This is a genomic window from Rossellomorea sp. ABR4_012 (genome assembly GCF_056159545.1).
The window spans coordinates 410,896-437,419 of record NZ_JBSWVK010000001.1; the positions used below are offsets into that span (position 1 = coordinate 410,896).

The window sequence follows — 26,524 nt, forward strand, 5'->3', positions numbered from 1 at the left end:
TATGTACAAGATAGTTATATATAAATAAAGATGGTGACTACTATGAAAACGGTTTTGATTTTTCTGGTTTTAGCAATAGTATCCTTTATTTCCTTGTACATCCTGATGAAGAAAATGAACGTCATTAACGTCTTGGGTTCTTATTTTCTATCCAATATCCTTCTTACTAATACCGGTGTAATCATTAATTTAAATTTAAAATTAACAAAGCAAGACCCATCAAATGAATTGATTTTCTGGACACAAAAGATTCCTGAGTTGTCACTCAAGCCGGCTTTGCTTTTATGGATCATTTATATTTTGTTTTCTAATAGGACGATTGTTAATAAACTAATTCAACTCTTTATTTTCTTAACAGCACTTGTTTCAATTGAAGTCTATTTCGTATACATTAACTATTTGGAATGGGTAAATTGGAATGTGTTTTATTCCTATTTGCGATACATTCTTATTATTTTTTTAATGGCTGTTTACGCATTTTATTTAGAAAAAGGTATGCATAGAAACAAAGAGGTGAATACGATATGATTTTCCCTCTTCCTGAGAAATTTGATGAAAATGAGCTCTTTATTATCTTTTCGACCATAATTACATGGGCGCTTATATTTATGCTGACAAAACGCCTGTCGGCTGTTACGGTCACAATCATTTGGACGTTTAATGTATTTCTTGCGCTGCTGGCCGATATTACTCTTACGGTGAAACCATATGAACTTTACTTTACGATCGATCATAAAACCCATGAGTTATTTGATATGGTACTGCACTTTGTAACGTACCCAACTCTTCCTTATTTTGTAGTGAACTCTTATCAACATTACAAACCTAAAGGGATGAAATTTTTATTTTTTGTTATTTTTTGGGGAGTGGTAGCCATAGCTTTAGAATGGATATCCGTGCAATTTCATGTTTTCACCTATACTGGTTGGAAGTTGTATCTATCCTTTCTTGTTTACCTGATTGTGTTTGCCGTTACCATTTGGCTTTCGGACTTTGTTGAAAAGAAATATCCTTCCAATTGGAATTCGAAGGTTCTGAATATAAAAAAAGGGTCAGCCCCCCAATAAGTTAACTCTCACTGGGGGCTGACCTCTTTTTTATTCAAATGCATTTACTTAGAAACCGAAAAGCTCTCATCTTCCTTTACTTCACCTGCATACTCATCAAGCAGAGCACGAACTTCATCCGTCGTTTCTGTCTCCATCAAACGATTTCTCAGCTCGCTTGCTCCGCGGAATCCGCGAACGTAAATCTTAAAGAAGCGGCGGAGCGGTTTGAATGGGCGAGGCTCGAGTTCATCGTTGTACTGATCATGAAGATCCAGTTGCAATCGTAGTAGGTCGAGGAGCTCCTCGCTCGTATGCTCTTTCTTTTCTTTTTCGAACGCGAATGGGTTATGGAAGATCCCGCGTCCGATCATGACGCCGTCGATACCGTATTTCTCGGCAAGTTCGAGTCCCTTTTCACGGTCAGGGATGTCGCCGTTGATCGTCAATAACGTATGAGGAGCGATTTCGTCACGAAGTTTCTTGATCTCCGGGATCAGCTCCCAGTGCGCATCGACTTCACTCATTTCTTTTCTCGTACGGAGGTGGATAGACAGATTGACAATATCCTGTTCCAACAAGTGTTTCAACCAGTCGTGCCATTCCTCCACTTTCGTATAACCGAGGCGGGTTTTCACGCTGACGGGAAGTCCTCCCGCTTTAGCTGCCTGGATGAGCTCAGCTGCGACGTCCGGACGGCGGATCAGGCCGGAGCCTTTCCCGTTCGCTGCAACGTTGTGCACAGGGCAGCCCATATTGATATCGATTCCCTTGAAGCCCATTTCCGCCATGCCGATACTCATTTGGCGGAAGTATTCAGGCTTGTCTCCCCATATATGGGCGACGATCGGCTGTTCATCTTCGGTGAACGTCAGACGCCCGCGTACACTGTCTTTTCCTTTCGGATGACAGTAGCTTTCTGTATTCGTAAACTCTGTAAAAAACACGTCAGGTCTCGCCGCTTCACTCACGACATGGCGAAAAACGACATCGGTCACGGCTTCCATCGGTGCCAACACAAAAAACGGCCGAGGCAACTCATGCCAAAAATTATTCTTCATAATATATTTAAACCCTTTCCTTCAGGGAAACACGTTCCCAAAATTAAAAAGTAAGATGACTTAGTATATTATCCATTCCCGGGCAGGATGGATTTCTACCAGTATATACTTTAATAGTATTGACCGAAAAGTGCAAGGGGACTCCTCTAAACCAAATACTACCAATAACATAGGGGACCTTCCGTTTCTTTGAAAGATGTCTACACCTATAATATGCATACTGGATTTTAATTTTTCCTGAACACCGAAATACATGGTTTCTCTCCACTATCTATTGTAAATTTATACTAGTGATTAAAGAATCGTTAAAGGAGTTTTCATATTGTACGGAACAGAACAGCAAAAGCAAGTCGATAAAGTACTGCAATATATTGAAGAGAACTTAAACGAATCTCTTCCTCTCAAGAAGCTGGCTAAAGTCTCCACCTATTCGGCCTATCATTTTCAAAGGATCTTTAAGTCACTTACCGGGGAAACTCCTGCAGGTTATGTGAAAAGGCTCCGGTTGGAGAAAGCGGCCCATTTATTAATTTATGAACAACACATTCCCGTTACCGAGATTGCCTTCATGTCGGGTTTTTCATCCCTATCTTATTTTACGTATGCTTTTAATGAGTACTTTCATACAAGTCCCAAGAAATGGCGGGAAGGTGCTTACTTAGAACGTTTCCCGAGAGAGTATGATAGCAAGAATTCTAAACTTAACCGCAATATTAAGAAAGAAGAACAATCATCGTCTGCCTATAATAAGTTTAAATGGTTGGATTTGAACAAAGTGAAGATCATTGAGTTTCCAGTTTGCGCAACTGTGAACAGAAGAAGTGTCGGTCCATATACAGAAGGAATCCCAAATGTCTGGGAAGATCTTTATCATTGGTCAAATTCAAGGGAATTGATTAAACCGGGTATATTGATTTTTGGAGTTCCGAGGAATAATCCCTATATCACCCCTCCGGATAAAAGCCAATATGATTGCCGGATTGAAATTGATGAGGATGCTGTCCAGGCTATCGATCATGAAACTGTGTACCCATTCAAGGGCGGCAAGCATGTGGTCTATGAATTCGATGAGCCTGTTGATTACAGTGAAAGAAGCCTGCTGATTGAATGTTATTCCGAGCTCTACAGCTTTTGGCTACCGAGAAGTGGATACAGATATTTAGGGAATCCGATTGAATTGATACAAATGGAACCTGTAATAGGATCGCTGTCGATTGAATGCAAAATTAAAGCTATTTGCTTAGCAATTGAACCAAAGTAAAGGGGGATTTTTGTGATGTTGATCGATTGGGGAAGCATCAACTACGTGCCGGTTATTGTCGGCGGAATCATATACATGCTTTATGGAGGGGTCTATTATTCCGTCGTATTGTCAGGAAAAAAAGAAAGCAGTCATGGGTTCGAACCAAGTAAGGGTCCATTTAAATACATTTACTCCGTGATCATTGCATTTATCAATTCGTTTTTGCTGGCGATACTCGTTCAATCCATTGGGTCCGAGGGAGTGACAGCTGGAGCGGTAATCGGGTTCATCATCGGGTTGATCATATCAATGGTCTATCTGAAAAATACTTTATTTGGATTAATGTCTAAAAAATCATTTTTGACGGCGATCGGGGATCACCTTGTGATTTTTACCATACTGGGTGCTGTTCACGGTTTATTAATATGACAAATAGACTCTTAAACGGGCTTGAAGAATTTTTTACGGGCCCGTTTATTTTTCCGCTTAAATAACCATTGTGAATCGCACCATAAGTGATGATTCAGCATAAAATCTGTGTGAAATAGGAGGGGACTCAAGCAATACTTGAGTCCCCTAATTATCCATTTCCCCATTCACTTTTCATTGATTCCATTTGAATAGGTGTGTGTCTCTTCTTAAGATTTAGCTAAAAATTTTTCAAGAGGTCCCCAATAATTGTCTTTCCATCCTCCTGCAAGATGTTCTGCTTGTCCTTCAGGAAAACCAACATGATGAAAACCAACTAGTGTATTTTCCCCTTGTTCTTTTATCTCGAACTTCGCGATTGAATATTCTCCCTCAGGCCAATTAGCAGCTCTCCAGGCTTGAACGATTCTTTCATTTGTTAGCAGTTCAATATTTCTTCCCGTGATCATGCCGCCAAATAAAGAGAATGCCCCTCCTGCCTCAGCGTTTATTTCAGTTGGAGCTCCCCCAGTAACAGCTTTGAATTGATCGGCATCAATCAGTGCGTCATATACTTGTTGTGGACTTGCATTAAAAATAATTTCTTGATGAATTGTTAAAGACATACGACTATTCCTCCAGTGTTATTTATTTTTTAAAACAGACCAAGGGTCTATTCCTGGTTCTTTCCCCTCTGCCAGCATTTGAAGACGTCCCATATAATGAGACCATCCGTTATTATTGGAAGTAGCTTTTTCAGAAGGCAAGTTATAATGGTGTAACTTAAGCAGAGTACCGTTCTCTTGTGGAGTAAACGTAAATTCAACGGTACTGGAACCTGGAGGCATGATGTCTGAATCAGCCCATCCCCACGTCCATACAATTTTTTTAAATGGTTCAATTTCCTTAATCCCGCCAACAGCGATGTCCAGACCATTAATGTCGATTCGATACTTCCCACCAATACTTGGATCTAATAAAACGTTTCTACCAATCCAACGAACCATTTTATCTGGATCAGTAAAAAAGGAGAACAGCGTTTTAGGACTGCATTCAATAAAAATTTGTTTCGTTAAACGTTCACTTTTACTATTCATTTTTCTTCCTTTCCTCTTCTTCAGCAGCTTCTTTTAAGAGCATAAGGCTATCATCCCAAAAACTGTCTAAGTATTGCCGTAATTCTCTAAAACCTTCCCTTCTAATACGATAATATCGCTTTGTACCTTCTTTTCGGGCTACAACCAACCCTGAGCTTTCTAATACTTTTAAATGCTGTGAAATTGCAGGTGCAGATATATGAAAGTTAAGAGCAATTTCACTAGACGTAAGCTCACCATTTCGTAAAATAGAGAGTATTTCCCGCCTATTTGGTTCTATTATGGAATGAATCACTTTTTCAATCATAAATATAATTTAGCACGCACTTAATTAAGTGTCAACTTAATTAAGTGCGTGCTTTAAGTGCGTGCTTTATATTAAGAACTAAAATTGAATCTTGACTCATTACGTACATCAACATGAAATGAATAGAATATCATTAAATAGAGCAATTTTATCTGTGATAAAAATAATAAATCATACTAAAATTCCAAATCAATACTGTAAAAAATTGTTATAATGATTCTTAGCAGCAGTGAAGGCGCTGCATTTCAATGACAGTAAAGGAGAGCGGCGAATGTCAGATTTCAATGAAAATCCGTTAATGAAGAGTGATGATAAGAAACCAAAGATCAAGGTTGAAAGAAAAGAAGGGGAACCAACTGCCGCCTTTAAAGGGGCAAGCTGGGCAGCTTTGGTGATAGGTGTATCCGCTTATCTGATCGGACTGTTCAATGCGCGAATGGAACTGAATGAGAAGGGGTATTACTTCGCTGTACTCGTATTCGGATTGTATGCAGCGGTATCACTGCAAAAAGCGGTCAGGGACAAGGAAGAGGACATCCCTGTTTCGGGCATTTATTACGGACTCAGCTGGTTTGCAGTCATCGTAGCGATTTCATTGATGGCGATCGGACTTTATAATGCCGGCAGTATCATCCTGAGCGAAAAAGGATTTTATGGTATGGCATTTGTTCTTAGTCTGTTTGCAGCGATTACGATTCAGAAGAATATCCGGGATACGCAGGTGGCGAGAGATAAAGATTGATTGAAGGGGGCGGTACTGGTTGCAGTACTGCCCTTTGTCGTTCCTGGTCGGATGGTTCTACCCTTCTTTATCCGAAGTACGGGAAAAATCGTAGAATAAATAGAGTGTGCATAGTGTCAGAATGATTGCACTTATATTGACTTCAGAGCTTAGTATCAAACTGTATAAAAAAGATATGACACCATATATGGCGGCACAGCCTGTGATGAGTTTTACTGCCTTTTTTTGCTTAATGGTAAGAAACAAATGATTCAGCTTCCTTTCTCGTCACGGTCATTACTTTTCAACTGGAACAGGATACTTACGCGCATTCTTCACCATTTTCTCTTCAATGATTTCTTTCATGTCCAAATCAAGTTTAGAACAAAGCATTAAAGAGTAGATCAGGACATCCGCGATTTCTTCCCGGATGTTTTCTTTATTTATTTCGAGGGCTTCTTCACTGCTGATCCATTGGAAGTCTTCGAGGAGTTCGGCGGCTTCGATGGAAATGGAGATGGCGAGGTCTTTTGGGTTTTGGGAAGGTCCCCAGTTTCGTTCATTTATGAATTGGTCGAGTTTGTTCATTAGGTCTTGGATTTCGCTCATTTTTGTTTTCTCCTTTCAAGTAAACGTAAAATCTCTTTTGAGAATGTTATAGGTATATTTTAACATTAATTAAAAGGTAGAAGAGGCAATCTCAAGAATCCATGAAAAGAAAGAGCCAGTTTAATAAAATGGGAGATCTACAGAAAAAAGCTCAGAGATCAATCACCTCTGAGCCGCTAATCAGTTGGGTAGTTTTCCCCCGCTATTATAAAGAAGTTGTGTGATAGTCTACCTCGATGTTTCCGCTTGTGGCTTTAGAATATGGGCAGACACCGTGTGCTTTTTCAACGAGCTGTTCCGCTTCAGCGATTTCAACTCCACCAACCGCAACGTATAGGACAACGCCAAGCTTGAAGCCTCCGTCAGCAGGATCTTTTCCAATTGACACTTCAGCAGTCACTTTGGATTCGATCTTTTTCTTTGCTTGTCTTGCTACCAAGTTCAAAGCACTGTCAAAGCATGCGGCATAGCCGGCTGCGAAAAGCTGTTCAGGGTTCGTCGCTCCTTCTGCCCCGCTGCCTCCAAGTGATTTTGGCATAGCCAATCCAAGATCCAATACCCCATCGCTGCTCTTAATTTTTCCTGCACGGCCGCCTTCTGCCGTCGCTGTTGCTGTGTATAACGCATCCATTTCATAACACTCCTTGTAAAATAAAATTTTTAAGTTGTGCACAATTAAATAGTAATTTAAGTTATTATAATTGTCAACAATTTAATTGTACACAATTAAATTTGATAATCACTAATGGATTTTGTATGATTATCTCAACAATCAGTATGGACAAGGAAGGATACAACAGATATGGATGATGTACTTTTATTGGAGAATCAAATTTGTTTTAAGATCTACACGGCGGAAAGGGAGATCACAAAGTTATACCGCAGCCTCTTAGAGGAAATAGGGGTAACCTATCCCCAGTATCTCGCACTGCTGGTCCTTTGGGAAAAGGAGAGGATAACGGTTAAAGAATTAGGGAAGAAGTTATTTCTGGATTCCGGGACACTCACCCCTATGCTGAAAAGAATGGAGAGCAATGGACTGTTGAGCCGGGAGCGTTCAAAAGAAGATGAACGGAGTGTTATCATCAGTCTGACGGAAAAAGGAGTCGGTTTGAAAGAAAAGGCAAGCTGCATTCCGGCACGATTAGTGGATAGTCTGGACGTCGATGGCATCGAGCTTGAGCAGCTAAATCAAACGTTGACGACGATATTGAGTAAATTAAAGAATAGGGAATAGCGGCTTGCACGCCGCTATTTTTTTAATGAATCAAAAACAAAGAACCCGGTTTGTCTCCCAGGGTTCAGCCATGTTGAATTGCTAAATCTTGCGGGGAATCAGGCATATGTTTAAGATTTAGAAAAAAAGCATGACTTTTATGAAATTTTCCTAACCACATACTCATGAAACTTATTAAAAAACATGATATTAAGCACTATGACTGGAAAATAAAACACGAGAGAATACCAGGACTTCCACGTTTTAAAGGTAAATAGGTTGAAGTATTCAACCGAGATCCACTCTAATCCATAAAGCAGGAATGTTCCAAAGGCGATATATAGAACATTGTTAGGTTTATACATTGCATAGAAGTGCATCAGAATCAGGAGAGAAAAGGGATATGCAATGTTCTGCAGGAGTATATCCATAATTTCACCACTATCATGATCAACGGTATCATAAAAATCATATGGATCCATTGCTAAGAAGTAGTCCCCCACGGTTGTATAAAGGAGATTAAATAGAAGAATGGCAATGATTTCAGTCATTAGCAGAACTTTTTTCCTTCTATGTACATATAGAAAGAAGATAAATACAAACAGAGAAATTGTAATCGTGAACCATTCGTTTTCATCAAATTGCTTTGGCAAAATAGGCTTGAGTATTTCATAAGCTTTATGTAGAAAATCGTTCATATAATGTTCTCCTTTCTCAATACTGTATTGAGAAAGCTCGTGAAAGATAAAGTAAGAAGAATGACAATCATTTCAAAGAACATATCCAAAGATGGATACCAACTTATGCTGTCAGAGCGAAGTACACCAATTTCTAAAAATAGCTTTTCTGAAACTATTCCAAAAATAATCCATGCAAACGTTACGGATAGCTTACGCAATAATGTCCAGTTTGTTCGATAGGCAGCCATGAGCCATAGAAGTGTAATGGCAAAGACTGCCCCATATTGCAGCCGTACCGTCCAAAAAGGGAAATGTTCTTCTACTACACTTATACGGTCATAAGGAGAGGAAATGGTATAGAACATATTTTGACAGATATAAGATGTAAACATGAATAAGATAAATATTTCTATTGGCTGAAACCACTCTCTCAATAGCGGCAGTGTGAAAAGCAAAATAATCGAAAGGATAAGAACAACAAAAAAAGTCACTCCTAAGCTCATAGAAAAAACTCCCATACACTTCATATAATGTATAGTATAGCCACCATCTTATATCATCATGTATTTGTCCTTAAAGAATAGAAACGTCAAACATATAGAAATAAAAAGCGACGATGAGGAAAGAAATAACATATGCTTTCAAGGGCTTTAAATAATGAAGATACAGCATTGGATACATTGTTGAATAAAAGAATGCTGTCCACCAAATATTCCATCCATTGAAATACACTATGTATCCTAATTGATGAGCGATCCACTCAATCAAAATCGAAATAAGTATATACTGCATAACATAAAACAACTTTGATTTGAAATGGTCAGGGAACTTATGAAGAAACATAACAACAAGAGCAGGGTAAGCAATAAACGTATAGGCATAGTCCGTTATGAAAGTACTGATAAACACTTGTTCCAGTTCCCACACTTTCTTTATGGAAAGTGATATATATTGATAAAACATATTAAAAAATGAAAAGTAGTAAATTGTCGGCAGAAAATCCTTCCATCTGCTCCACTTTCCTCTGAAAATGGATACAACAAAGATGGTACTAATAAGAGCAGCATGATACATCAAATTTTCCTCTTTTCCGATTGGTCAATACTATGAGTATTTTACACTAATTGGAAATAAGATATACTTTTAATAAAAAACGAGTTCAAAATGAACGACCAGATGCAAATAACAAAGCTGGATCACACTTTAGAATCTGCAGTAACGACTGCGGCATGGGAGCAATCGAGTTGTACTTAGATTGTGAAATATTGAACAAAGTTTGAACTTTTAAAAGAGAACCTGTCCCCCAGTAAGTTAACGCTTTAGTACAATGGGGGACAGACCCTCTTTTTTTTGATTTATTACATATTTTACCATGTGACGGAATTATCGCCGGAATCGAAAGATTAAATCGGAAAATTGAAAGATTAGTGGTTAAAAGTGAAAGATTAACGGCCAAAACTCGAAGATTACTGATCCAAACGGAAAGATTCCTTCTACTCAGCATGAAATAGACCTTCCATACATGGATTTAAATAGCTCTATCAACTATAAATCCGCCTCCGGTGATTCATCATGCCATTTAATTTGACCAGCCCGGTAGTTCTCGGCTGGTTTTTGTTATTTTGGAATGTTTTCGTGATGGCGTATTGATTTGCCGGCTGTATCCTGTGTTTTATCCCTATTCTCAATGACCATTTGATAAATGATGAAAAAAATGTTCTTATTTGCACGTCTATAGTGTATGATACATAGTATAAAGCATATAGTGTACGACACACAGTATAAATCAAGTAAAGAGGTGAAGATATGGATAAGTCACTGCTGACATCCTTGACGACGGAGCTCAGGAGGGGGACGTTGACCCTGGCGGTATTGAGTCAATTGCGGACACCTCAGTACGGGTATTCACTTGTCCAATTGCTGGAGAAGAGCGGGATTTCGATGGAGCAGAGTACACTCTATCCGCTGCTGCGCCGATTGGAGAAGCAGGAACTGGTTTCAAGCAGCTGGGACCGGTCGGAAAGCAGGCCAAGGAGGTATTATGTGTTAAGTGAATACGGTGATGAGATTTTGAAGCAGTTGAAGGCCGAATGGGAAAAGATGTCCGGGGAATTGGCGATTTTATTGAAGGAGGAAGAGGAAAAATGAAGCTTGTTGAACTGTATATTCAAGAAGTGATGAGAAGGCTGCCTGAGAAGAATCGTGATGATATCGCCCTGGAGTTGAAATCCACGATTGAAGATATGCTGCCTGAAGGATATTCAGAGGCTGATGTGAGGGAGGTGCTGACTTCACTTGGGGACCCCGCTGTGCTGGCCTCCAACTATCAAGACCGGCCGATGCATTTGATCGGGCCGCGGTATTATGATTTGTATATCACACTGTTGATGCTCATCCTGCCGATCGCCGCTGCCATCACGTTCATTGTAGTGGCTGTATCGTCCGTATTAAACTATTCAGGTGATTCCAATCCGATCGGACTGTTCCTTTCTATCGCCGGCAACGGGGTTGGGGAGGCGATCGGAACTGGGGTGCAGGTGTTCTTCTGGCTGACACTGACCTTTGCCGTCATCGAACGGACCGTAACATCGGAAAGTCAGCTGCCGCTCACGATGAAGGGAAAAGAGTGGACGCCGGACGACTTGAAGGATATTCCGTATATCCCGAAGGAAAAACGGATTTCCAAGCTGGAGATATTCGGGGGACTGGTGTGGACGGTCATTTGGTCCACCTGCTACTTTAAAGCTTCAGATATTCTTGGATTGTATGAAAATAGTGACGACGGAAGGGTGTTCACCCCTCTCTTTGACCAGGATGTCCTCCTCGGTTATTGGCCGCTGGTCGTGTTCCTGATTGGCTTGGAGCTGCTTCTTTTTATCAGGAAATGGCGGGCGGGTGTCTGGACGAAAAGGCTGGCAATCGAGAATACGGTATTTCAATTTGTTCCTGTAGCTGTGTTTCTGTTTATGTTCCGAAACATGGAAGTGATGAATCCGGCATTCATCGACAGGATCCAGGTGCTCTTTAACAACTCCTTCAATTTTCAGTGGTTCTACCTGACCATATCGGTCGGCCTCCTGGTTGCTGCGGTGATCAACAGTTATGAGGGATTGAAAAAGGCATATAAATAATGGGATAAGGAAAAACGCTGTTGGATTCTCCCAACAGCGTTTTTTCTTTTATCTGGAAACCGACTTACCGTGATACCATTGCTGGAAACGCCGGAAAAGATTCACGTTTCCAGTTCATCGTTGTAAAATTTTCTCAAATATATCTTGCAATACAAGATAGTGGAAATTATACTAATGGTATATCTTGTATTACAAGATACCGAAAGGAGCAAGTCAATGGCAGATACAACGCAGATGTTAAAGGGAATATTGGATGGCTGCCTGTTGTCCATCATCAAGGATGGGGAAATCTATGGCTACGAGCTGGCGTCGCGACTTGAGGCATTCGGATTTACCTCTTTCAGCGAAGGAACCATATATCCATTATTGCTGCGGATGCAGAAGGAAGGTCTTGTCACGGCCACGCTGCGAAAATCGACAGCCGGTCCGAAAAGGAAATATTATTCCCTGACTCAAAAAGGAGAAGAGGAACTGGAGTCGTTTATCAAGCGCTGGGAACAGCTGAGTTTCTCAGTGAACAATGTGTTGAATAAAAGGGAGATGTGAAAAGATGCTTTCTAAAGAGTCAGAACAGTTCTTGATCGAACTTCGGCTGCACTTGATTTCAAAAGGGAAAAACGACAACGAAATCAATGAAATCACGGAGGAATTGGAAGACCATTTGCTTCAAGCCGAGGCAGAGGGAAAAGATGTCAAGCACATCGTCGGGGAAAGCCCGAAGCAGTATATGAAAAACATAGGAGAATCGATGAAGACGGACTATCGGCAGCTCTTGGGGCTAGTGCCCCTATTTATCCTGTTAATCGCTGCCTATTTAAGTCTTGCCCCTGCCATTGAAGGCAACTTCTCGCTGTCGGGAGGCACGATCATGATCGCATCCGTTGGCTCCATCGCCGGAGGGCTGATCTATGCTGTCCTGCTATTCAAAGTGCTGCCTGGATACATCCATTCTAAATGGAGCTACTTCCTGATATTTGCGACCATGCTTCTCGTCACCGGATTGGGCGTTACCGTCTTGTTCTGGTACAATGCGCAGGAGTTTCAGCCGGTGTTCACAGCGACGCCTCTACAAAACAATTTGATCCTCGCTGCGTGCATCGTGATTTTCATTGCTGCAGCCATCTATACAAAAACGTGGTTTACAATCATCATCCCGCTGTTTCTTTCGCTCGGGCCGATTGCAAACCGTTTGATTCCTGAGGATGCCAACGAAGACCCAACCCTGATCCTCTATACGATCATCCTGTTGGCGGTCATTTCATCAATTGTAGTTTTTGTTTTAGTTAGAAGGAGGAAAAAGCAAAAACAGTCTACACTGTAACTTTCTGAGCCCAGGTATCAAACCTGAGCTTTTTTTGTAAGAAAATGAGTTATGAAGTTCATCCTCAGACCATAAGAGCAAGAATCAGGAGGAAAGGTGAGGGGCATTCTTGATAAAATAAGATAACAAACAGTATGGAAGGCAGAAAGGGGGGTGTGATGATGACTGCTGTCAACCTGACATTCGAAGAGATGTGGGAAAAGATCATGGACTGTGACAGGAAATACGACGGGTTGTTTTTTACGGCTGTGAAGACGACAAAAATTTATTGCAGGCCTTCTTGCAGGTCAAGGAAACCGAAAAAAGTGAATGTAGACTTTTATTTTGACATCCATGAGGTAGAGAAAGCCGGATTTCGTGCATGTAAAAGATGTCAGCCTGAAGTGGAGCATTCCCCGAATATCGAGGTGGTCAGGAACGTGATCGGCTATCTTGTCAATCATACGGACAAACCCTTGGTGTTGAAGGATATTTCGGATTATGCAGGTCTGAGCCCCTACTATCTTGAGCGAATGTTTAAACAGGAAACAGGGGAGACGCCGCGTACCTACCTGGAAAAAATCCGGGTTGATAAAGCGGCTCATCTGCTGATGACAACAGGCCTGACGAATCTTGAAATCGGCTATGAGGCCGGATTTCAAAGCTCATCCAATTTCTATAAGGTGTTTAAGCAGCTGAAAGCATGTTCACCAAGCGAATATAGAAAGCGTATATCGGAGGTTTAAAAAATGAAGTGGACTGACGGACAATCATGGATCAAGATCTATCCTCCCAAGGAATTCAGCTTTGATGAGTGCCTGCTGTTTTTAGGCAGGTCGAATCTTGAAATCCTTCATGAAATTAAGGAAGGTTGTTTATTTAAACTGGTTCGTGTGAGTGACGAATTGATTTTATGTAAGATTGAATACATCCGTGATTTTATGAACGTTGAATTTCTGAACGGCACCCCATCTGAAGACGCCCGGGAAAAAGTGGCGGAATATGTATGGGAGTGGTTTGAATTGGATGTGAATCTGGCGGAGTTTTATGAGTGGTCGGCTGGTGATCCCATCCTATCGGGACTCACACAGAAATATTATGGATTGCGAATGATCTGCCTTCCTGACCTGTTCGAAGCATTGGTATGGGCGATCCTCGGGCAGCAGATCAATTTAACTTTTGCCTACACATTAAAAAAGCGCTTTGTTGAGCAATATGGTGAAAGTGTGACGGTCAACGGCGAACGGTTTTGGCTATTCCCTTCTTTTCACAAAATAGCTTCTTTGGATGTGGAGGACTTGCGGAAGCTGCAAATCACTGGCAGGAAGGCCGAATACATCCTAGGGATCGCGGGGGCGATGAAGACGGGTGAATTGAGAAAAGATTCATTAATGAAGCTGGATGAGCGGCAAGTGAGAAACACGCTCATGCAGTATAAAGGCATAGGAGCCTGGACAGCGGACTATGTCATGATGAAATGTCTGCATGTCAAATCGTCGTTCCCAATCGCAGATGTCGGTCTTCAAAATGCGCTGAAGGCTTTATTGGGTTATGACCGTAAACCGGCGCTTGAAGAAATGGAAGAATTCTCGACAAAATGGGAAGGCTGGCAGGGATATGCCGCCTTCTATCTTTGGAGGTCTTTATATGACGAAGCTATATAACAAACTGTACCGGTCACCGATCGGATTGATTGACATACAGGGAACGGATGAACAGATCACATCCATTCTGTTCATCGAAGAACAGCAGGAAGACGATTGTCGGGATGACTGTCCCCTGGTGCTTGAGGAGTGCGAAAAGCAGCTCGATGAATACTTCAGAGGCAAACGCCGTACGTTCACTTTCCCGTATCATCTTGATGGGACCATTTTTCAAAAAAGAGTGTGGGAGGCATTGACGGAAGTATCGTATGCGGAAACGTCCACCTATAAAGAAATCGCCGTCAGCATCGGTAATGAAAAGGCAGTCCGGGGAGTGGGCAGCGCCAATGGAAGGAACCGGTTGAGCATTGTGGTCCCCTGTCACCGGATCATAGGATCGAATGGAAAGCTGACCGGGTATGCTGGAGGTTTGTGGAGGAAGGAATGGCTTCTGCGGCATGAGCGGGGTTTGAGGGAAAGGGAATAATCTGCTGTGAATAACCCATATTATGGTAAAATGAAATGAGTCAATTTATTTTGCATAATTGGGGGAATGTATTTGAAAAAGAATCTGAAGATCCTATCTATCATTTCAATACTGCTTCTTAGCCTTCTTCTAGCTGCTGCCTGCGATAATACAGAAAAAGCAGACAAAGAACCGGACAAACAAAAAATAATATATGAAAATACGGTTACTACATTTGAACACCCGGGAACAAAGCAAAAATATAAAATTGTGAATGCCTATAAGCTTTATCAAAATTACATAGATGAAGTTGAAAAGAGCCCCGATGCTCCGTATCTGGATATTTATCAGAAAGAGGTAATCGATCCTATATACAGTGATTGTTTTGAAAATGGTGAATTTATCCATATTGCTGATCCCATACTGAATGCAGATCCCAATCACTTGAATGTGTCTCCAACACACTTAGCAGAAATCCAAAACTTGATCGATAAAATGGACAGCCAGCAAAGCGATGACATCATCAAAGAAGCCCTTTTTAAGTCTTCTGACCTTCTGCCATCTGAGAAAGAAACAACAGTTTGTGTTCTTCCTTCCACCAATAAGAATACCTTAATGATAACAGTTGGGGAAGGGAAGATAGCCGTTCTCTATAATTGGCAATACACAGAGGATACACTGAGGGCGGGAATCGCCCATGAATACCATCACAGTATCTGGGCTGAAAAGCATCTGGACAGAACGACGCAGTCATCCGTGCTGGATAATCTGATCTTTGAAGGAAAAGCAGTCATGTTTGAAAAAGTCGTTTATCAGGATATTGATTTTACTCCTGTCGACCCGGCTTATGATAAAGAGCTTTGGTCAAATATCGAACCCGATCTTCATACATACGATTTCAACAGATCCATTGAAATCCTTATGGGCGGCAAAGACCTTCCTTGGCTTTATGGCTACAGCGAAGGATATAAAATGGTCAAATCCTATTTGGAAGTGAATCCGGATCTAACACCAGCTGAATGGACCGGCATAAGTCCACAGGACATTTTCGAAAAGGGAAAGTATGTTGAAAAGTATCAATGATCATAACTGGTGTCTTTAATCGTTTGACCGAAAAGTTTTTCGGCGGAAGCTTGGGAATACGTCCCGGGCTTCTTTTTATGTGAGCGAGATGAAAGTGAAACAGTCTTATACCCACGTGTGTATAAAGGTGAGATTTATAGTGAAATTTGTCGAAAATCGGTAGTTCGCCCTTATATGGAAAATTCCGCCCTTATATTTGAAATTTCACCCTTAAAATCAGAATTTCGCCCATATATGAAAAATCCCGCCCATAAATCCTGCCCGATACCCCCGACCCTCCGAAACCTCGTAGGGATTTCCGAGCTGGAGAGACAACATGCCAGCGGGGATCAAGCTTTCTTCCATCACCAACATAGAATTCCCGCAAACCCCTTTAAAATCCCTCTCCGTTGTAACATGCTGAATCAACAAAAAACGCATGGTGCTTTCTAAAGTGAAAGACCATGCGTTTTGGCATTGTAGAGCGTTTATTTTTATGTGAAACCGTTCCTTTTTAAGGATCAAGCCTCTTTCGTCTTCTTCGTGAAGTAGATGATCGTTTCAATGATAAAAATCACGAGAACGGATAAACCGAAAAGCGGCATGAGGATACCAAGAATCAAAAGTGTTGCGATGGCGCCGATCGACCATGGTTTGTTGATCCTTTTCGGACCCTTCGATTCACCTGGTTTCATCCGCTTCATCCATGACATGAAGCCCATCGCGATCGCTGCAAGGAATGCGATGCAGACGAGCAGGTTCAGGATCTTGTTGGCCATCCCGAATAGATGCCCTTCATGAAGAGGGATCCCCCACGTGAACCATTTGCCGATGATGCCGTAGTCCTCAAAGTCGATTTGAGCGATCATGTCTCCGGAATACTGATCAAAGTAAGCGGTTGTTTCTTCGTCCGGATTGACATCGAGTCCGGTGACGCCTGTGTTGCTTCCTTTGGACACGGTGAAGACGCCGGTTTCATCAGAAGGATAGACAATGGAGAACGGCCTTGAAATATTGTTCTCTCCGGATTCCGTGATGATTTCTTCGATGGTTTTCTGGCCGGCTATCGTGTCATCTGTACTGCTGTCGGAGTGATGTCCCGCGTGCCCCTTATGTTCCGAAGCGGGCTGGTCCATGCTTCTTGTCGCCCAAGGGATTTCATCCTCATCCGACTGAGGGGGATTGTACCGAAGCTCCGTCCTGCCCCAATCAGGATGGTCGGCTGCGAATTGCCCAATTTTACTTCCCGTAAAAACTGACCATGGAATCCCGGTCACAACAATGATGATCAGAGGTACGGCAAGTACCAGTCCAAGTATTGCATGTAGTTTCTGGAACCTGAGAGGATTTTTCCTGGAACGGTTCTGGAGCAGTTTCTTCTTGAATGTCATATAGGTCCCCGACACGATCAGGAAGATGGCCCAGCAAGCCGTCAGTTCGACCAGGTAACGGACAAAGGTATGCTCGGTCAATAAGGAACTATGGAATGTCCTCATAAAGTTGGAATAGGTATTTTTCGAATTCTGGCTGGCGACGATCTGATTGTTTTCGTCTAAAAATACATATTGAGACTCTCCTTGATCATTGCTGATCGTCACCCTGTTGTTATAGGGTTCTTCCATCATGCTGATCTTACTGACGGAGTAGCCGTTATAAGTTTCTTTTATTTCTTCTATCGCTTCATCCATGCTTTGCATCTCTTTTTCATCACTCTGCCCGAAGAATTCGTGTTCATAAATCGTGTTTTCGATCTCGGGATAAAAGAGGAAGCCGATTCCTGAAAGGGTCAGCGTCAACAATAATGGTGTGATGAACCAGGCAGCATAAAAGTGAAGCCTTCTGAATGGATTGAACGTGTTCCTGCTCATATGAATCTCCTTTTCTTGCATTAATTAATAGGGATGAATACTCGTTACATTCAGTTTATAGCGAAAATGTGTTGAAAGAATGAAATAAATGTAGCTATTTTTCAACAGGGGTATCCGTTTTTCACTCAACTTCCTATATGGAAGGTGAAGGAATGGAGGAATGAATATGACTTGACGGGTGAAATTCAATGGGATGAACTGAGCGATGTACAGCGTTTGATGCCGGCACGAAAAACGTGCTGTCTTCTTTTTTGTGAATTAGACATGAATCAGGTTTGGGGCAAGTTTGATCTAGAATCGCAAACAGAAAGAAGAATGTAAAGAATGTAGAGAAAGAAAAGAAAAAAACCTCACCACCCTAATATACACTTGGGCAGATAATATAGCGTACGAACAGGACGTGCCATCGGAGTGAAGCCGAATTTACATAGCGGGATTCCTGGAAAAGGGATACAATTTACTAGAATTCAATTTTTACGGAAACCTTGGAGGAAACGATGAAAAAGTTAAAGACGATCATGAAACGGATTTTGCTAGGGATGGTGATTCTGGCAGCGTTCATGTATGTAAACAACACATCATTATTTACAAAAACCATAGATAAAAACCCTATACTGCTTGCACACAGAGGGATGGCCCAGACCTTCTCGATGGAAAGGATCAAGAGTGATACCTGCACGGCCGAGAGAATCTATGAACCCGAACATCCATACCTTGAAAACACCATTCCATCGATGGAAGCGGCTTTTGAAGCAGGGGCAGATGTTGTCGAGTTCGATGTGCAGCCAACGACTGATGGTCAGTTTGCGATTTTCCATGACTGGAAACTAGAGTGCCGGACGGACGGCGAAGGGGTGACGAGGGAGCACACGATGGAAGAGCTGAAGCAGTTGGATATCGGGTATGGATATACGGCTGATGACGGGAAGACATATCCATTCCGCGGGAAGGGAGTCGGGCTGATGCCGTCACTAGATGAGGTGCTGGATCATTTCCCCGAAAGCTCTTTTCTAATCCATATCAAGAGCGATGATCCTGAAGAAGGGGAGCAGCTTGCCCGCTATCTTGACAGACTTCCGGAGGGACGACTGAAAGAACTGACGGTATATGGAGGTGACCGGCCGATTGCAGCTTTGAAAGCTGAACTTCCGAAACTTCGGGTCATGTCGATTGCTACAATGAAAAGCTGTATGCTGCCTTATATCGCTGCAGGATGGACAGGGTACGTCCCTTCTGCCTGTCAGAACACTCAGATTCATCTCCCTGAGAAATATGCGAAATGGATGTGGGGATGGCCGGGTAAATTCATCAATCGATTAGACGATGCAGATACGCGCGTGATCCTGGTCGCAGGTGATGGTGGATGGTCGGAAGGTTTTGACACACCTGTCGATCTTGAACGAATCCCTGACGATTATTCTGGTGGAGTCTGGACCAATAGAATTGATGTAGCGGCCCCTGTTTTACAAGAAAAATAAAAAAAGGACCAACCCCCGGTAAGTTATCACTTAGTACCGGGGACAGTCCCTATCTACGAAGCACAATAGATATCCCGTGCTTTCTTATCAAAAAATGTGGTCTCGCTTCAAGCTCTTTTCAAAAAAATAAGAAGCTCATCAACTGGTTAAATCGTAATAGAAGAACCATCAAATTTAGTCAAAGTGAATCCTTTGAAGTTTTCATTGTACGTAGCCTTATAATCCCGCAGGATTCCGATGGCTACCTGTTCCCCAAGATTTAAACCGTTGATACCACTGGCTCGAAAGTGGACTCCTGCTGCGTCCCGTCCAATGGAGATGTTATAGGCAAGCTTGTTCAATTCACCGCCGACAGTGAGTGGTGGACCTTCGTAGTCTATCAATTGCAGGCCGTCGCTTGTTGCGATGACTGGGTCTGGAATCACGAAAGATTCGTCGAACAGTGCCTTCAGCATGGTCACCATCGCTCCGACAAACGCAGCATGGCCGGCTGGATAGGCCGGATGTGTAGGGCAGCCTTCCGGGTAAGCCTGCGGCAAAAGGTAGGAACCATAGTTTTCATAGATTTTTCCCAGTGCCTCTGAGTTCAGTACGTCCGGATGTATTGGATAATCAGCCTTGCCCATCAATTTGTTGTGGATGCGCCCGCCGAATTCTTCCGGGCGGAGACGTCGGTGAACAAGCCATTTCTGGAACCAGGCTGCTTCTAAACCGGGACGGGCTGCTCTGGTGACAAAATCCAGAATATGTGGAACTCCAAAGGTGGAGAATCCGATCTGGGTGTCAGAGTCGAGGTAGGGATTGTTCTTATCCAATGCGGCAGCCCCATAACGGAAGAGGATCAAACTGGAGGCTAGTCCGCTTTCGATGGATCGATCATTGAATACAAATTCGGCCATATCCCGCGCATTTCGTATATACCTTGGAGTGGGATCATAATCGGGTCCGGACGGGATGGAGCCATTCTGAACGGCAAGCCATTCATCGTAGTCAGTTAAAAAGTCTTCTCCTGCCTTCGTTGTCCGGTAACGTTGAGTGATCGTTGTGGAAACATAAGGGATATCCTTCCAAAGGAATTGTGAGATATACGGCCCTGTCAACGCTCCTGGGAGATTGTCCCTGAATAATGTCCCAGGGGTCACTTTACCATCGATTTTAGGTCCCCTGAAATCTGTTAAGTCAGATAGCTCATTTGCCGCTGCAAGCGTTAAGGGGTTCGTGTCATAGTCATTAAAAGGGACATCACGCGTAAGGGCCTGCCAGTATAGTTCCACCATCTCGGCAGCGATTTCAGCACTGCTGAAGCTCGGAGCGGGCGGTAAAACCAATTGGTGACAATCTGGTCCGGCCATTTCATATGCATACGCGGCTTGAGGATTAACCAACTTCCTTTCACCGGCAAGCGGGAGGTCATCAAAATCTTCTGGATCCCCTGAATTCAATATCTGGATATATTCGTTATAATCATCAACATTGACCTCGCCAAGTTCGTTATGCGGCAGCCCTTTTGAAAAATTACCTATTTTATTCTCATATCTTATTTCGTCGTTGTTGTTGGGGTGGCTCTGCACGGGCAGTTCTTTGTAGAATTCAGCTGCCTCTTCACGTATTTTAAAGGCTTTCTTCAGGCGACGTTTGAACGATTTTAAATCATCTAGTAAATTTCTTTTTTTGTCCTTCAACTTTTTCCCTCCTTTCTTTAGGACTTGTATTATCTTATGTTGAAAAATACTGAATGGAATAGACAGATAGATTAGTAATATGTAATATACTAGAAAAAATTCAGATGAAATCAGTTTTTTGAAATAACGTGTTTTAGAATTCAGATGTATATACAATAACGAAATAAAAATGGGCAGCCCTTATCATAAATTACGGAAAAAAATTAATTGTTCATTCACAGCGTAAAAAGCCTTAACCCTTGAAACGAGCTGGGTGAAGGCCTTTTTTTCTATGTAATCTAAAGAGATGTGAGAGCAGTTTGCACTTTTTTATTATCTTTAAATAGTTTATAATTATCAGATAACAGAAGTTATTTTTATCCATCAACCATTATAATAGACTATGATATATTTAGTATTAAGACAGATAAGATGTGTTCCTGGAGTGACGCCTTGCTTTTTACGACATCGAAGCAGGAGCGCCTGCTCTTTTTTGTGAAAATATAAAAGGTAAGGAAGGTTATCATGAGCAGCATACAGAAGAAAACAGACGTTATCTTAATTGGTGCCGGAGTCATGAGCGCGACTTTGGGATCATTATTGAAAGAATTGGCACCACAATGGGAAATCACAGTTTTTGAGAAGCTTCAAGAGTCAGGGGAAGAAAGCTCTAACGAGTGGAATAATGCAGGTACGGGCCATGCAGCATTGTGCGAGCTTAACTATACATCCGAAAAGCCTGATGGCTCCATTGATATCACGAAAGCCATAAACGTAAATGAACAGTTCCAGGTTTCAAGACAGTTCTGGTCGTATCTGGTGAACAGCAATCTGATTCGCCGTCCGCAGGACTTCATCATGCCGCTGCCTCATATGAGTATGGTGCAAGGGGTAAAAAATGTTGAATTTTTGAAAAAACGTTTGGAAGCGCTGTCAGAGAATCCGCTGTTTGAAGGCATGGAATTTTCAGATGATCCTCAAAAACTGAAGGAATGGATTCCGTTGATCATGGAAGGCCGTACTTCGGATGAACCGATAGCGGCAACCAAGATCGACTCCGGTACGGACGTCAATTTCGGGGCTTTGACACGCATGTTGTTTGACCACTTGAAGGGTCAAAATGTCGAGGTCAACTACGGGCACAGTGTCCAGGACCTTAAGCGTATGAGCGACGGTTCCTGGGAAGTGAAGGTGCAGGACCTTGCAAATGGAAGAATCGAAACCCACACGGCGAAGTTCGTCTTTATCGGAGGCGGGGGCGGAAGTCTTCACCTGCTTCAAAAGACGGGCATCCCTGAATCGAAGCGTATCGGCGGATTCCCGGTGAGCGGCCTCTTCATGGTGTGCAACAATCCAGAGGTCGTGGCACAGCATCATGCAAAAGTGTACGGCAAGGCTAAAGTCGGCGCTCCGCCAATGTCTGTTCCGCATCTTGACACACGCTTCATCGATAACAAGAAATCACTGTTATTCGGTCCGTTTGCCGGCTTCTCTCCTAAGTTCCTGAAGACAGGTTCAAACCTGGACCTGATTACTTCTGTCAAACCGAATAATGTTCTGACGATGCTTGCGGCAGGAGCGAAGAACATGGGATTGACAAAGTATCTGATTCAGCAGGTGCTGTTATCAAAGGAAAGCAGAATGGAAGAGCTGCGTGAATTCATCCCTAACGCCAAAAGCGAAGATTGGGAGATCGTCGTAGCCGGCCAGCGTGTGCAAGTGATCAAAGATACCGAAGCAGGGGGGAAAGGCACCCTTCAATTCGGTACGGAAGTGGTAAGTGCTTCAGACGGCTCGGTCGCTGCATTGCTTGGCGCATCCCCGGGTGCTTCCACTGCCGTTCACGTCATGCTAGAGGTACTAGGTAAATGCTTCCCGCAGCATATGAAAGAGTGGGAACCGAAAATAAAAGAAATGATTCCTTCTTACGGCCTGTCATTATCGGAAAACCCGGAGCTGTTTAAGGAAATTCATGCTTCGACAGCCCATACGCTGGGACTGAACGGAAAAGAGCTTGCGTATAGTTGATTTTTGAAATAATAGATTTGGTGATGGACCCTTTGATCCTTGTTTGGATTGGGGGTTCTTTTTTGTGTGTTCTTAGGGGAAACTTCAACTCTTAGTCGGTCTGCTTGCCTTTGTTTGTCAATTTAAAGATTTTTAGACAAGCAAGATCATATATTTTCAAATAGGATCATAAATCTTGAGATAGGATCGTAAATACATAAACAGGATCGTAAATCTTAAAATAGGATCATAAATTGTCAAACAGGATCAAAAACCACTCCTCTCTCCCTTTCAGCTGCTCGATCTCCACTTTGAAACTAAAAAAATAGCTGATTTACCCTCTCCGGCTCATCAATTCTCTCAAAAAAGTCCTCAATCTCATCAAAATAAGTCCATTTCCCGTAAAATCTAATATAAAAACAGCTCAGATTCTGCTATTTCAGGGTCTGACCCTATTATTTTTTAAAAATATGGTTGTATAATTATTCATAAAAATGTTACCTTATTTATATTCAGAAAATTTACCGGACGAAAATGAACAAAACATACGGAAACGGGAGGGTTTAAATATGCAGGCAGAAAAACTGCAGCAAGTTAAGGAGATGGCGGGTAAAAAAGAGTTTACAGCGAAGCAATATATGAAGTTCTGGCTGCCTTCTTTGTTGGGGGTACTGCTATTCCTGGTTCCCATTTCGATTGACGGCAAGGTGACAATCGGTCTTGGAATCCTGGCGGACGGACTGCAGGCGATGATTGCGGATTATATTCCTGTAATCATGACCAGCATAATCAGTCTATCCGCTATTGCTAGTTTAGTAGTCAGATTTACGGATATCCAACTGATCAGGAAGAGTCCATTCCTGACGGCGTTATTCGATGTTACGCCGTTTTGGCTGGCCCTGCGCTGGATCGGGGCATTGTTCGCAGTCTCGACCTTCCTTAAAGTCGGTCCTGAATACATATGGTCTGAATTTACGGGTGGGGTCGTCCTGCATGATTTAATCCCGGTGCTGATGGTATGGTTTTTGTTTGCATGTTTATTCATGCCTCTGCTGCTAGAGTTTGGCTTGATGGACTTTTTCGGCACATTGGTTCGAAATGTGATGGTGCCGCTGTTTAAATTGCCGGGCAGATCCTCCATTGATGCCTTGGCATCGTGGATGGGGAGCGGGACGGTAGGTGTCTTATTGACGACGCAGCAATATGAAGGCGGATATTATACGAAACGGGAAGCGGCGGTAGTCGCCACAAACTTTTCGATAGCGTCGATTGCCTTCAGTCTGGTGATCGCCAAATTTTTAGCGATTGATCACATGTTTGTCCAATTTTATTTGACGGTGGTCGTGACCGGTGTGATTGCTGCAGTCATCTGCCCAAGGATCCCGCCGCTTTCCCTGAAAAAAGAAACATATTATGAGCCGATTGGGAAGCAGATTGAAGAAGACGTTCCTGCAGGGGTATCCAATTTCCGCTGGGGTCTCGAAACCGCAGTAGAAAAAGCTGATGGGGTGAAAAGCTTCCGCAGCGTGGCCGGCAGCGGGATCAAAAATGTGGTGGATATCTGGTTTGCACTGATTCCCTTGGTTATGGCAATCGGTACGCTTGCCCTTGTGATCGCGGAATTCACACCGATTTTTGATTATCTGTCGTATCCTTTCGTGCCGATTCTTGAATTGCTGCAAATACCTGAGGCTAAAGCGGCTGCGCCGGCAATGATCGTCGGCTTTGCGGATATGTTCCTCCCGGCAGTTGTCGGAAGCGGGATCGAGTCTGAACTGACACGCTTTGTCATCGGGGTCATGTCTCTATCTCAGCTTATATATATGTCTGAAATCGGGATTCTTTTGTTGAAATCAAAAATTCCTATTTCGTTCCTGCAGCTGTTTCTCATCTTTTTACAGCGTACGATCATTACGCTGCCGGTCGCAGCATTGATGGCGCATTTGTTTTTCTTCTAAACTTCAGGGTATCAGGGTGAATAAATTACTAATTGTTTCACGTGAAACATATACCGTTTTTTCGCTTGGAATAAGCCCATCGTTCGCCTGCGGAATGCGAAGTCTTGCACGGAATCAGGCAGTGTTGTATAAGAATAAAAGCATTGGCAGCCGTCAATGCTTTTTATTTGGTTTACATTCAAAAAGGCGAATAGGAAGATTACGGGTAGTAGCCCCGGTGTTCTTCCTATACAATGTTAATAAATAATGAATGGAAAGGTGATTGATCACGTGAATCCGGAATCTTTTTTTTCAAAAGACATCAAACCCGCGTTACAGAATGATCCCCCAGGTGAGTGGATGCCTGCAATCCCGGCTGATTGTATCAGGCTGAGTTCCGGGTATCCGGATCCGGGGCTTGTGCCGGTGGAGGAGCTTAAGGAAGCGGTAGTGAAGCTTCTGGAAGAGGAGAAGGATCTGCCGCTTCATTATCTTGGGAGCAAGAAGGTTGAGGATCTCAAAGCTTTCATACAAAATCTGATGGTGGGTCGTTCCATGCTGAATGAGAATGATGAAGTGCTGATCACGTCGGGTGCTTGCCAGGGGATTGATCTGATCGCCAGGATCCTTATGGATGACGGGACGGTCGTGGCCGTGGAGTCGCCGACGTATATGGAAGCGTTGGAGATCTTCCAAAACTATACGAAGCACTTTATCAGTGTCGAAGTAGACGAACATGGACTCCGTACAGACCTATTGGAAGAGGTACTGGAGGAACGAAAAAAGAAAGGACTTAAGCTTCCAAGGGTGTTGTATACGATACCGACGTTCCAGAATCCGACGGGGACTACATTGACGCATGAGCGCCGGGAACATCTTGTGAAGCTCGCGGGTGAATATGATTTCCTTGTGATTGAGGATGATGCTTATGGGGAAGTGTACTTTGAACAAGGTATGGATTCATTGAAGTCTGAGAGCAGGGGCACGGATCCCCGTGTCTTGTATGTCGGTTCTCTTTCGAAGGTGGTGGCACCCGGGATGCGAATCGGATGGGTGGCTGCCCATAAGGAATTCATCCGCGCGCTCGCATGGTTTAAGAAGGATCTTGATCATCCCTTCGCCCAGGCGAGCATGAGTTCATTTATAGAGAACACGGATCTGGATACGCACTTCACCACCTTGAGAAAAGTTTATCGTGAAAAATGTAGTCTGTTACTTTCCGAGTTGAAAAAGAATCTGCCTGACTCTGTTTCCTGGTATGTCCCTCAAGGCGGGTATTTTGTTTGGGTCAAGGTGCCGGGAGTCGATACGTCGAAGATGCTGGACAAGGCCGTTGCTGAGGGGGTGTCCTATATCCCGGGCAAGTATTTCTACTTGGATCAGGAAGATGGTCTGGAATATCTGCGGCTTTCCTTTAGCTATGCGAGCGAAAGCGACATCAAAGATGGTATTAAAAGACTGGGAAAAGTTATTGAATCAGCTGTTTCAGGGAATGGATGATTCTAGGACATAAAAAGCATTCATCTTGTCGGGGATGAATGCTTTTTTTCTTTCCGAAGCTTGTGTTTTCAACATGGACCCCT

At 42.8% G+C, this 26,524-nt stretch carries 29 protein-coding genes; 18 read left to right on the plus strand and 11 right to left on the minus strand.

From position 1 onward, the window contains the following. The first annotated feature begins 42 nt into the window (after nt 1-42). Together ACXAFV_RS02110 and ACXAFV_RS02115 are read left to right on the plus strand one after the other, a co-directional pair. On the plus strand, nt 43-528 hold the full coding sequence (locus ACXAFV_RS02110) for a hypothetical protein (RefSeq protein ID WP_475124109.1): 486 nt from the start codon (nt 43-45) through the stop codon (nt 526-528). Then, nucleotides 525-1,067: a hypothetical protein gene (locus ACXAFV_RS02115; protein ID WP_475124110.1), complete on the plus strand. Its 543-nt coding sequence runs from the start codon at nt 525-527 to the stop codon at nt 1,065-1,067. Before ACXAFV_RS02110 ends, ACXAFV_RS02115 begins: the two co-directional genes overlap by 4 nt. A gap of 44 nt (nt 1,068-1,111) precedes the next feature. Here ACXAFV_RS02115 and ACXAFV_RS02120 read toward each other — a convergent pair whose 3' ends face one another. Further along, nucleotides 1,112-2,107 carry a tRNA dihydrouridine synthase gene (locus tag ACXAFV_RS02120; RefSeq protein ID WP_475124111.1) on the minus strand — a complete coding sequence of 332 codons (996 nt, stop codon included), beginning with the start codon at nt 2,105-2,107 and terminating at the stop codon, nt 1,112-1,114. A gap of 322 nt (nt 2,108-2,429) precedes the next feature. On the opposite strand from ACXAFV_RS02120, the gene ACXAFV_RS02125 reads away from it, so the two are divergent. Continuing rightward, on the plus strand, nt 2,430-3,368 hold the full coding sequence (locus ACXAFV_RS02125; protein WP_475124112.1) for an AraC family transcriptional regulator: 939 nt from the start codon (nt 2,430-2,432) through the stop codon (nt 3,366-3,368). A 15-nt stretch (nt 3,369-3,383) separates the two neighbouring features. Continuing rightward, nucleotides 3,384-3,779, plus strand: a complete 396-nt coding sequence (locus ACXAFV_RS02130) for a DUF1761 domain-containing protein (RefSeq protein WP_475124113.1) — start codon at nt 3,384-3,386, stop codon at nt 3,777-3,779. Between the two features lie 209 nt (nt 3,780-3,988). On the opposite strand, the gene ACXAFV_RS02135 is transcribed toward ACXAFV_RS02130, so the two are convergent. From ACXAFV_RS02135 to ACXAFV_RS02145, 3 genes are read right to left on the minus strand one after another with little or no spacing between them, the layout of a single operon-like run. Continuing rightward, on the minus strand, nt 3,989-4,384 hold the full coding sequence (locus ACXAFV_RS02135) for an SRPBCC domain-containing protein (RefSeq protein WP_475124115.1): 396 nt from the start codon (nt 4,382-4,384) through the stop codon (nt 3,989-3,991). 18 nt (nt 4,385-4,402) lie between these two features. Then, on the minus strand, nt 4,403-4,855 hold the full coding sequence (locus ACXAFV_RS02140; protein WP_475124117.1) for an SRPBCC family protein: 453 nt from the start codon (nt 4,853-4,855) through the stop codon (nt 4,403-4,405). After that, nucleotides 4,848-5,162, minus strand: a complete 315-nt coding sequence (locus ACXAFV_RS02145) for an ArsR/SmtB family transcription factor (RefSeq protein ID WP_475124118.1) — start codon at nt 5,160-5,162, stop codon at nt 4,848-4,850. Before ACXAFV_RS02145 ends, ACXAFV_RS02140 begins: the two co-directional genes overlap by 8 nt. A gap of 271 nt (nt 5,163-5,433) precedes the next feature. On the opposite strand from ACXAFV_RS02145, the gene yiaA reads away from it, so the two are divergent. Further along, a complete protein-coding gene (gene yiaA / locus ACXAFV_RS02150; protein WP_475124120.1) occupies nt 5,434-5,904 on the plus strand; it encodes an inner membrane protein YiaA in 471 nt (156 codons plus the stop codon). 276 nt (nt 5,905-6,180) lie between these two features. On the opposite strand, the gene ACXAFV_RS02155 is transcribed toward yiaA, so the two are convergent. Both ACXAFV_RS02155 and ACXAFV_RS02160 read right to left on the minus strand, forming a co-directional pair. Further along, nucleotides 6,181-6,492, minus strand: coding sequence for a nucleotide pyrophosphohydrolase (locus tag ACXAFV_RS02155; protein ID WP_475124122.1), 312 nt, complete (start codon nt 6,490-6,492; stop codon nt 6,181-6,183). Nucleotides 6,493-6,697: 205 nt separating this feature from the next. Further along, entirely contained in the window at nt 6,698-7,123 is a 426-nt protein-coding gene (locus ACXAFV_RS02160) for an organic hydroperoxide resistance protein (RefSeq protein WP_475124123.1), read from the minus strand. Nucleotides 7,124-7,294: 171 nt separating this feature from the next. On the opposite strand from ACXAFV_RS02160, the gene ACXAFV_RS02165 reads away from it, so the two are divergent. Next, nucleotides 7,295-7,729 carry a MarR family winged helix-turn-helix transcriptional regulator gene (locus tag ACXAFV_RS02165; RefSeq protein ID WP_475124124.1) on the plus strand — a complete coding sequence of 145 codons (435 nt, stop codon included), beginning with the start codon at nt 7,295-7,297 and terminating at the stop codon, nt 7,727-7,729. A gap of 137 nt (nt 7,730-7,866) precedes the next feature. Here the strand turns inward: ACXAFV_RS02165 and ACXAFV_RS02170 are convergent, their stop codons facing one another. The 3 genes from ACXAFV_RS02170 to ACXAFV_RS02180 all read right to left on the minus strand — a co-directional run bounded on the left by ACXAFV_RS02170 (nt 7,867) and on the right by ACXAFV_RS02180 (nt 9,462). Then, nucleotides 7,867-8,406 carry a hypothetical protein gene (locus ACXAFV_RS02170; protein WP_475124126.1) on the minus strand — a complete coding sequence of 180 codons (540 nt, stop codon included), beginning with the start codon at nt 8,404-8,406 and terminating at the stop codon, nt 7,867-7,869. Continuing rightward, nucleotides 8,403-8,891 (minus strand): hypothetical protein, encoded by a 489-nt coding sequence (locus ACXAFV_RS02175; RefSeq protein WP_475124128.1) that lies wholly within the window; start codon nt 8,889-8,891, stop codon nt 8,403-8,405. The genes ACXAFV_RS02170 and ACXAFV_RS02175 overlap by 4 nt, the downstream gene beginning before the upstream one ends. 70 nt (nt 8,892-8,961) lie before the next feature. Next, nucleotides 8,962-9,462: a CBO0543 family protein gene (locus ACXAFV_RS02180; RefSeq protein WP_475124130.1), complete on the minus strand. Its 501-nt coding sequence runs from the start codon at nt 9,460-9,462 to the stop codon at nt 8,962-8,964. A gap of 732 nt (nt 9,463-10,194) precedes the next feature. Here ACXAFV_RS02180 and ACXAFV_RS02185 point away from each other — a divergent pair. The 8 genes from ACXAFV_RS02185 (at nt 10,195) to ACXAFV_RS02220 (ending at nt 16,011) form a co-directional block, all read left to right on the plus strand. Then, the gene (locus ACXAFV_RS02185) at nt 10,195-10,536 is read left to right on the plus strand and encodes a PadR family transcriptional regulator (protein WP_475124132.1); all 342 of its coding nucleotides are present in this window, start codon (nt 10,195-10,197) and stop codon (nt 10,534-10,536) included. Then, nucleotides 10,533-11,519 (plus strand): HAAS signaling domain-containing protein, encoded by a 987-nt coding sequence (locus ACXAFV_RS02190; RefSeq protein WP_475124133.1) that lies wholly within the window; start codon nt 10,533-10,535, stop codon nt 11,517-11,519. Before ACXAFV_RS02185 ends, ACXAFV_RS02190 begins: the two co-directional genes overlap by 4 nt. Before the next feature lie 216 nt (nt 11,520-11,735). Further along, nucleotides 11,736-12,065, plus strand: a complete 330-nt coding sequence (locus tag ACXAFV_RS02195) for a PadR family transcriptional regulator (RefSeq protein WP_475124135.1) — start codon at nt 11,736-11,738, stop codon at nt 12,063-12,065. 4 nt (nt 12,066-12,069) lie between these two features. Then, the gene (locus ACXAFV_RS02200) at nt 12,070-12,840 is read left to right on the plus strand and encodes a hypothetical protein (RefSeq protein WP_475124137.1); all 771 of its coding nucleotides are present in this window, start codon (nt 12,070-12,072) and stop codon (nt 12,838-12,840) included. A 158-nt stretch (nt 12,841-12,998) separates the two neighbouring features. Then, entirely contained in the window at nt 12,999-13,565 is a 567-nt protein-coding gene (locus ACXAFV_RS02205; RefSeq protein WP_475124138.1) for a bifunctional transcriptional activator/DNA repair enzyme AdaA, read from the plus strand. 3 nt (nt 13,566-13,568) lie between these two features. Next, nucleotides 13,569-14,483 carry a DNA-3-methyladenine glycosylase family protein gene (locus ACXAFV_RS02210; protein ID WP_475124139.1) on the plus strand — a complete coding sequence of 305 codons (915 nt, stop codon included), beginning with the start codon at nt 13,569-13,571 and terminating at the stop codon, nt 14,481-14,483. Then, the gene (locus ACXAFV_RS02215) at nt 14,467-14,949 is read left to right on the plus strand and encodes a methylated-DNA--[protein]-cysteine S-methyltransferase (protein ID WP_475124141.1); all 483 of its coding nucleotides are present in this window, start codon (nt 14,467-14,469) and stop codon (nt 14,947-14,949) included. The genes ACXAFV_RS02210 and ACXAFV_RS02215 overlap by 17 nt, the downstream gene beginning before the upstream one ends. A gap of 66 nt (nt 14,950-15,015) precedes the next feature. Then, nucleotides 15,016-16,011, plus strand: a complete 996-nt coding sequence (locus ACXAFV_RS02220; RefSeq protein ID WP_475124142.1) for a DUF2268 domain-containing putative Zn-dependent protease — start codon at nt 15,016-15,018, stop codon at nt 16,009-16,011. Between the two features lie 500 nt (nt 16,012-16,511). On the opposite strand, the gene ACXAFV_RS02225 is transcribed toward ACXAFV_RS02220, so the two are convergent. Then, on the minus strand, nt 16,512-17,858 hold the full coding sequence (locus tag ACXAFV_RS02225) for a PepSY-associated TM helix domain-containing protein (protein WP_475124144.1): 1,347 nt from the start codon (nt 17,856-17,858) through the stop codon (nt 16,512-16,514). 497 nt (nt 17,859-18,355) lie between these two features. Between ACXAFV_RS02225 and ACXAFV_RS02230 the strand changes: the two genes are divergently transcribed. Continuing rightward, nucleotides 18,356-19,336, plus strand: coding sequence for a glycerophosphodiester phosphodiesterase family protein (locus ACXAFV_RS02230; RefSeq protein WP_475124145.1), 981 nt, complete (start codon nt 18,356-18,358; stop codon nt 19,334-19,336). A 146-nt stretch (nt 19,337-19,482) separates the two neighbouring features. On the opposite strand, the gene ACXAFV_RS02235 is transcribed toward ACXAFV_RS02230, so the two are convergent. Next, the gene (locus tag ACXAFV_RS02235) at nt 19,483-21,018 is read right to left on the minus strand and encodes a vanadium-dependent haloperoxidase (RefSeq protein ID WP_475124147.1); all 1,536 of its coding nucleotides are present in this window, start codon (nt 21,016-21,018) and stop codon (nt 19,483-19,485) included. A 504-nt stretch (nt 21,019-21,522) separates the two neighbouring features. Between ACXAFV_RS02235 and ACXAFV_RS02240 the strand changes: the two genes are divergently transcribed. The 3 genes from ACXAFV_RS02240 (at nt 21,523) to ACXAFV_RS02250 (ending at nt 26,441) form a co-directional block, all read left to right on the plus strand. Then, nucleotides 21,523-23,025 carry a malate:quinone oxidoreductase gene (locus ACXAFV_RS02240; protein WP_475124148.1) on the plus strand — a complete coding sequence of 501 codons (1,503 nt, stop codon included), beginning with the start codon at nt 21,523-21,525 and terminating at the stop codon, nt 23,023-23,025. Nucleotides 23,026-23,573: 548 nt separating this feature from the next. After that, nucleotides 23,574-24,962, plus strand: coding sequence for a YjiH family protein (locus tag ACXAFV_RS02245; RefSeq protein ID WP_475124150.1), 1,389 nt, complete (start codon nt 23,574-23,576; stop codon nt 24,960-24,962). A gap of 270 nt (nt 24,963-25,232) precedes the next feature. Beyond that, a complete protein-coding gene (locus tag ACXAFV_RS02250; RefSeq protein ID WP_475124152.1) occupies nt 25,233-26,441 on the plus strand; it encodes an aminotransferase-like domain-containing protein in 1,209 nt (402 codons plus the stop codon). Nucleotides 26,442-26,524: the final 83 nt, after the last annotated feature.

What these genes read in the sequence shown, in the direction of transcription:
- ACXAFV_RS02110 (WP_475124109.1), top strand. Translation starts at nt 43, where the DNA reads ATGAAAACGGTTTTGATTTTTCTGGTTTTAGCAATAGTATCCTTTATT.
- ACXAFV_RS02115 (WP_475124110.1), top strand. Translation starts at nt 525, where the DNA reads ATGATTTTCCCTCTTCCTGAGAAATTTGATGAAAATGAGCTCTTTATT.
- ACXAFV_RS02120 (WP_475124111.1), bottom strand. Translation starts at nt 2,107, where the DNA reads ATGAAGAATAATTTTTGGCATGAGTTGCCTCGGCCGTTTTTTGTGTTG.
- ACXAFV_RS02130 (WP_475124113.1), top strand. Translation starts at nt 3,384, where the DNA reads ATGTTGATCGATTGGGGAAGCATCAACTACGTGCCGGTTATTGTCGGC.
- ACXAFV_RS02135 (WP_475124115.1), bottom strand. Translation starts at nt 4,384, where the DNA reads ATGTCTTTAACAATTCATCAAGAAATTATTTTTAATGCAAGTCCACAA.
- ACXAFV_RS02140 (WP_475124117.1), bottom strand. Translation starts at nt 4,855, where the DNA reads ATGAATAGTAAAAGTGAACGTTTAACGAAACAAATTTTTATTGAATGC.
- ACXAFV_RS02145 (WP_475124118.1), bottom strand. Translation starts at nt 5,162, where the DNA reads ATGATTGAAAAAGTGATTCATTCCATAATAGAACCAAATAGGCGGGAA.
- yiaA (WP_475124120.1), top strand. Translation starts at nt 5,434, where the DNA reads ATGTCAGATTTCAATGAAAATCCGTTAATGAAGAGTGATGATAAGAAA.
- ACXAFV_RS02155 (WP_475124122.1), bottom strand. Translation starts at nt 6,492, where the DNA reads ATGAGCGAAATCCAAGACCTAATGAACAAACTCGACCAATTCATAAAT.
- ACXAFV_RS02160 (WP_475124123.1), bottom strand. Translation starts at nt 7,123, where the DNA reads ATGGATGCGTTATACACAGCAACAGCGACGGCAGAAGGCGGCCGTGCA.
- ACXAFV_RS02165 (WP_475124124.1), top strand. Translation starts at nt 7,295, where the DNA reads ATGGATGATGTACTTTTATTGGAGAATCAAATTTGTTTTAAGATCTAC.
- ACXAFV_RS02170 (WP_475124126.1), bottom strand. Translation starts at nt 8,406, where the DNA reads ATGAACGATTTTCTACATAAAGCTTATGAAATACTCAAGCCTATTTTG.
- ACXAFV_RS02175 (WP_475124128.1), bottom strand. Translation starts at nt 8,891, where the DNA reads ATGAGCTTAGGAGTGACTTTTTTTGTTGTTCTTATCCTTTCGATTATT.
- ACXAFV_RS02180 (WP_475124130.1), bottom strand. Translation starts at nt 9,462, where the DNA reads ATGTATCATGCTGCTCTTATTAGTACCATCTTTGTTGTATCCATTTTC.
- ACXAFV_RS02185 (WP_475124132.1), top strand. Translation starts at nt 10,195, where the DNA reads ATGGATAAGTCACTGCTGACATCCTTGACGACGGAGCTCAGGAGGGGG.
- ACXAFV_RS02190 (WP_475124133.1), top strand. Translation starts at nt 10,533, where the DNA reads ATGAAGCTTGTTGAACTGTATATTCAAGAAGTGATGAGAAGGCTGCCT.
- ACXAFV_RS02195 (WP_475124135.1), top strand. Translation starts at nt 11,736, where the DNA reads ATGGCAGATACAACGCAGATGTTAAAGGGAATATTGGATGGCTGCCTG.
- ACXAFV_RS02200 (WP_475124137.1), top strand. Translation starts at nt 12,070, where the DNA reads ATGCTTTCTAAAGAGTCAGAACAGTTCTTGATCGAACTTCGGCTGCAC.
- ACXAFV_RS02205 (WP_475124138.1), top strand. Translation starts at nt 12,999, where the DNA reads ATGATGACTGCTGTCAACCTGACATTCGAAGAGATGTGGGAAAAGATC.
- ACXAFV_RS02210 (WP_475124139.1), top strand. Translation starts at nt 13,569, where the DNA reads ATGAAGTGGACTGACGGACAATCATGGATCAAGATCTATCCTCCCAAG.
- ACXAFV_RS02215 (WP_475124141.1), top strand. Translation starts at nt 14,467, where the DNA reads ATGACGAAGCTATATAACAAACTGTACCGGTCACCGATCGGATTGATT.
- ACXAFV_RS02220 (WP_475124142.1), top strand. Translation starts at nt 15,016, where the DNA reads ATGTATTTGAAAAAGAATCTGAAGATCCTATCTATCATTTCAATACTG.
- ACXAFV_RS02225 (WP_475124144.1), bottom strand. Translation starts at nt 17,858, where the DNA reads ATGAGCAGGAACACGTTCAATCCATTCAGAAGGCTTCACTTTTATGCT.
- ACXAFV_RS02230 (WP_475124145.1), top strand. Translation starts at nt 18,356, where the DNA reads ATGAAAAAGTTAAAGACGATCATGAAACGGATTTTGCTAGGGATGGTG.
- ACXAFV_RS02240 (WP_475124148.1), top strand. Translation starts at nt 21,523, where the DNA reads ATGAGCAGCATACAGAAGAAAACAGACGTTATCTTAATTGGTGCCGGA.
- ACXAFV_RS02245 (WP_475124150.1), top strand. Translation starts at nt 23,574, where the DNA reads ATGCAGGCAGAAAAACTGCAGCAAGTTAAGGAGATGGCGGGTAAAAAA.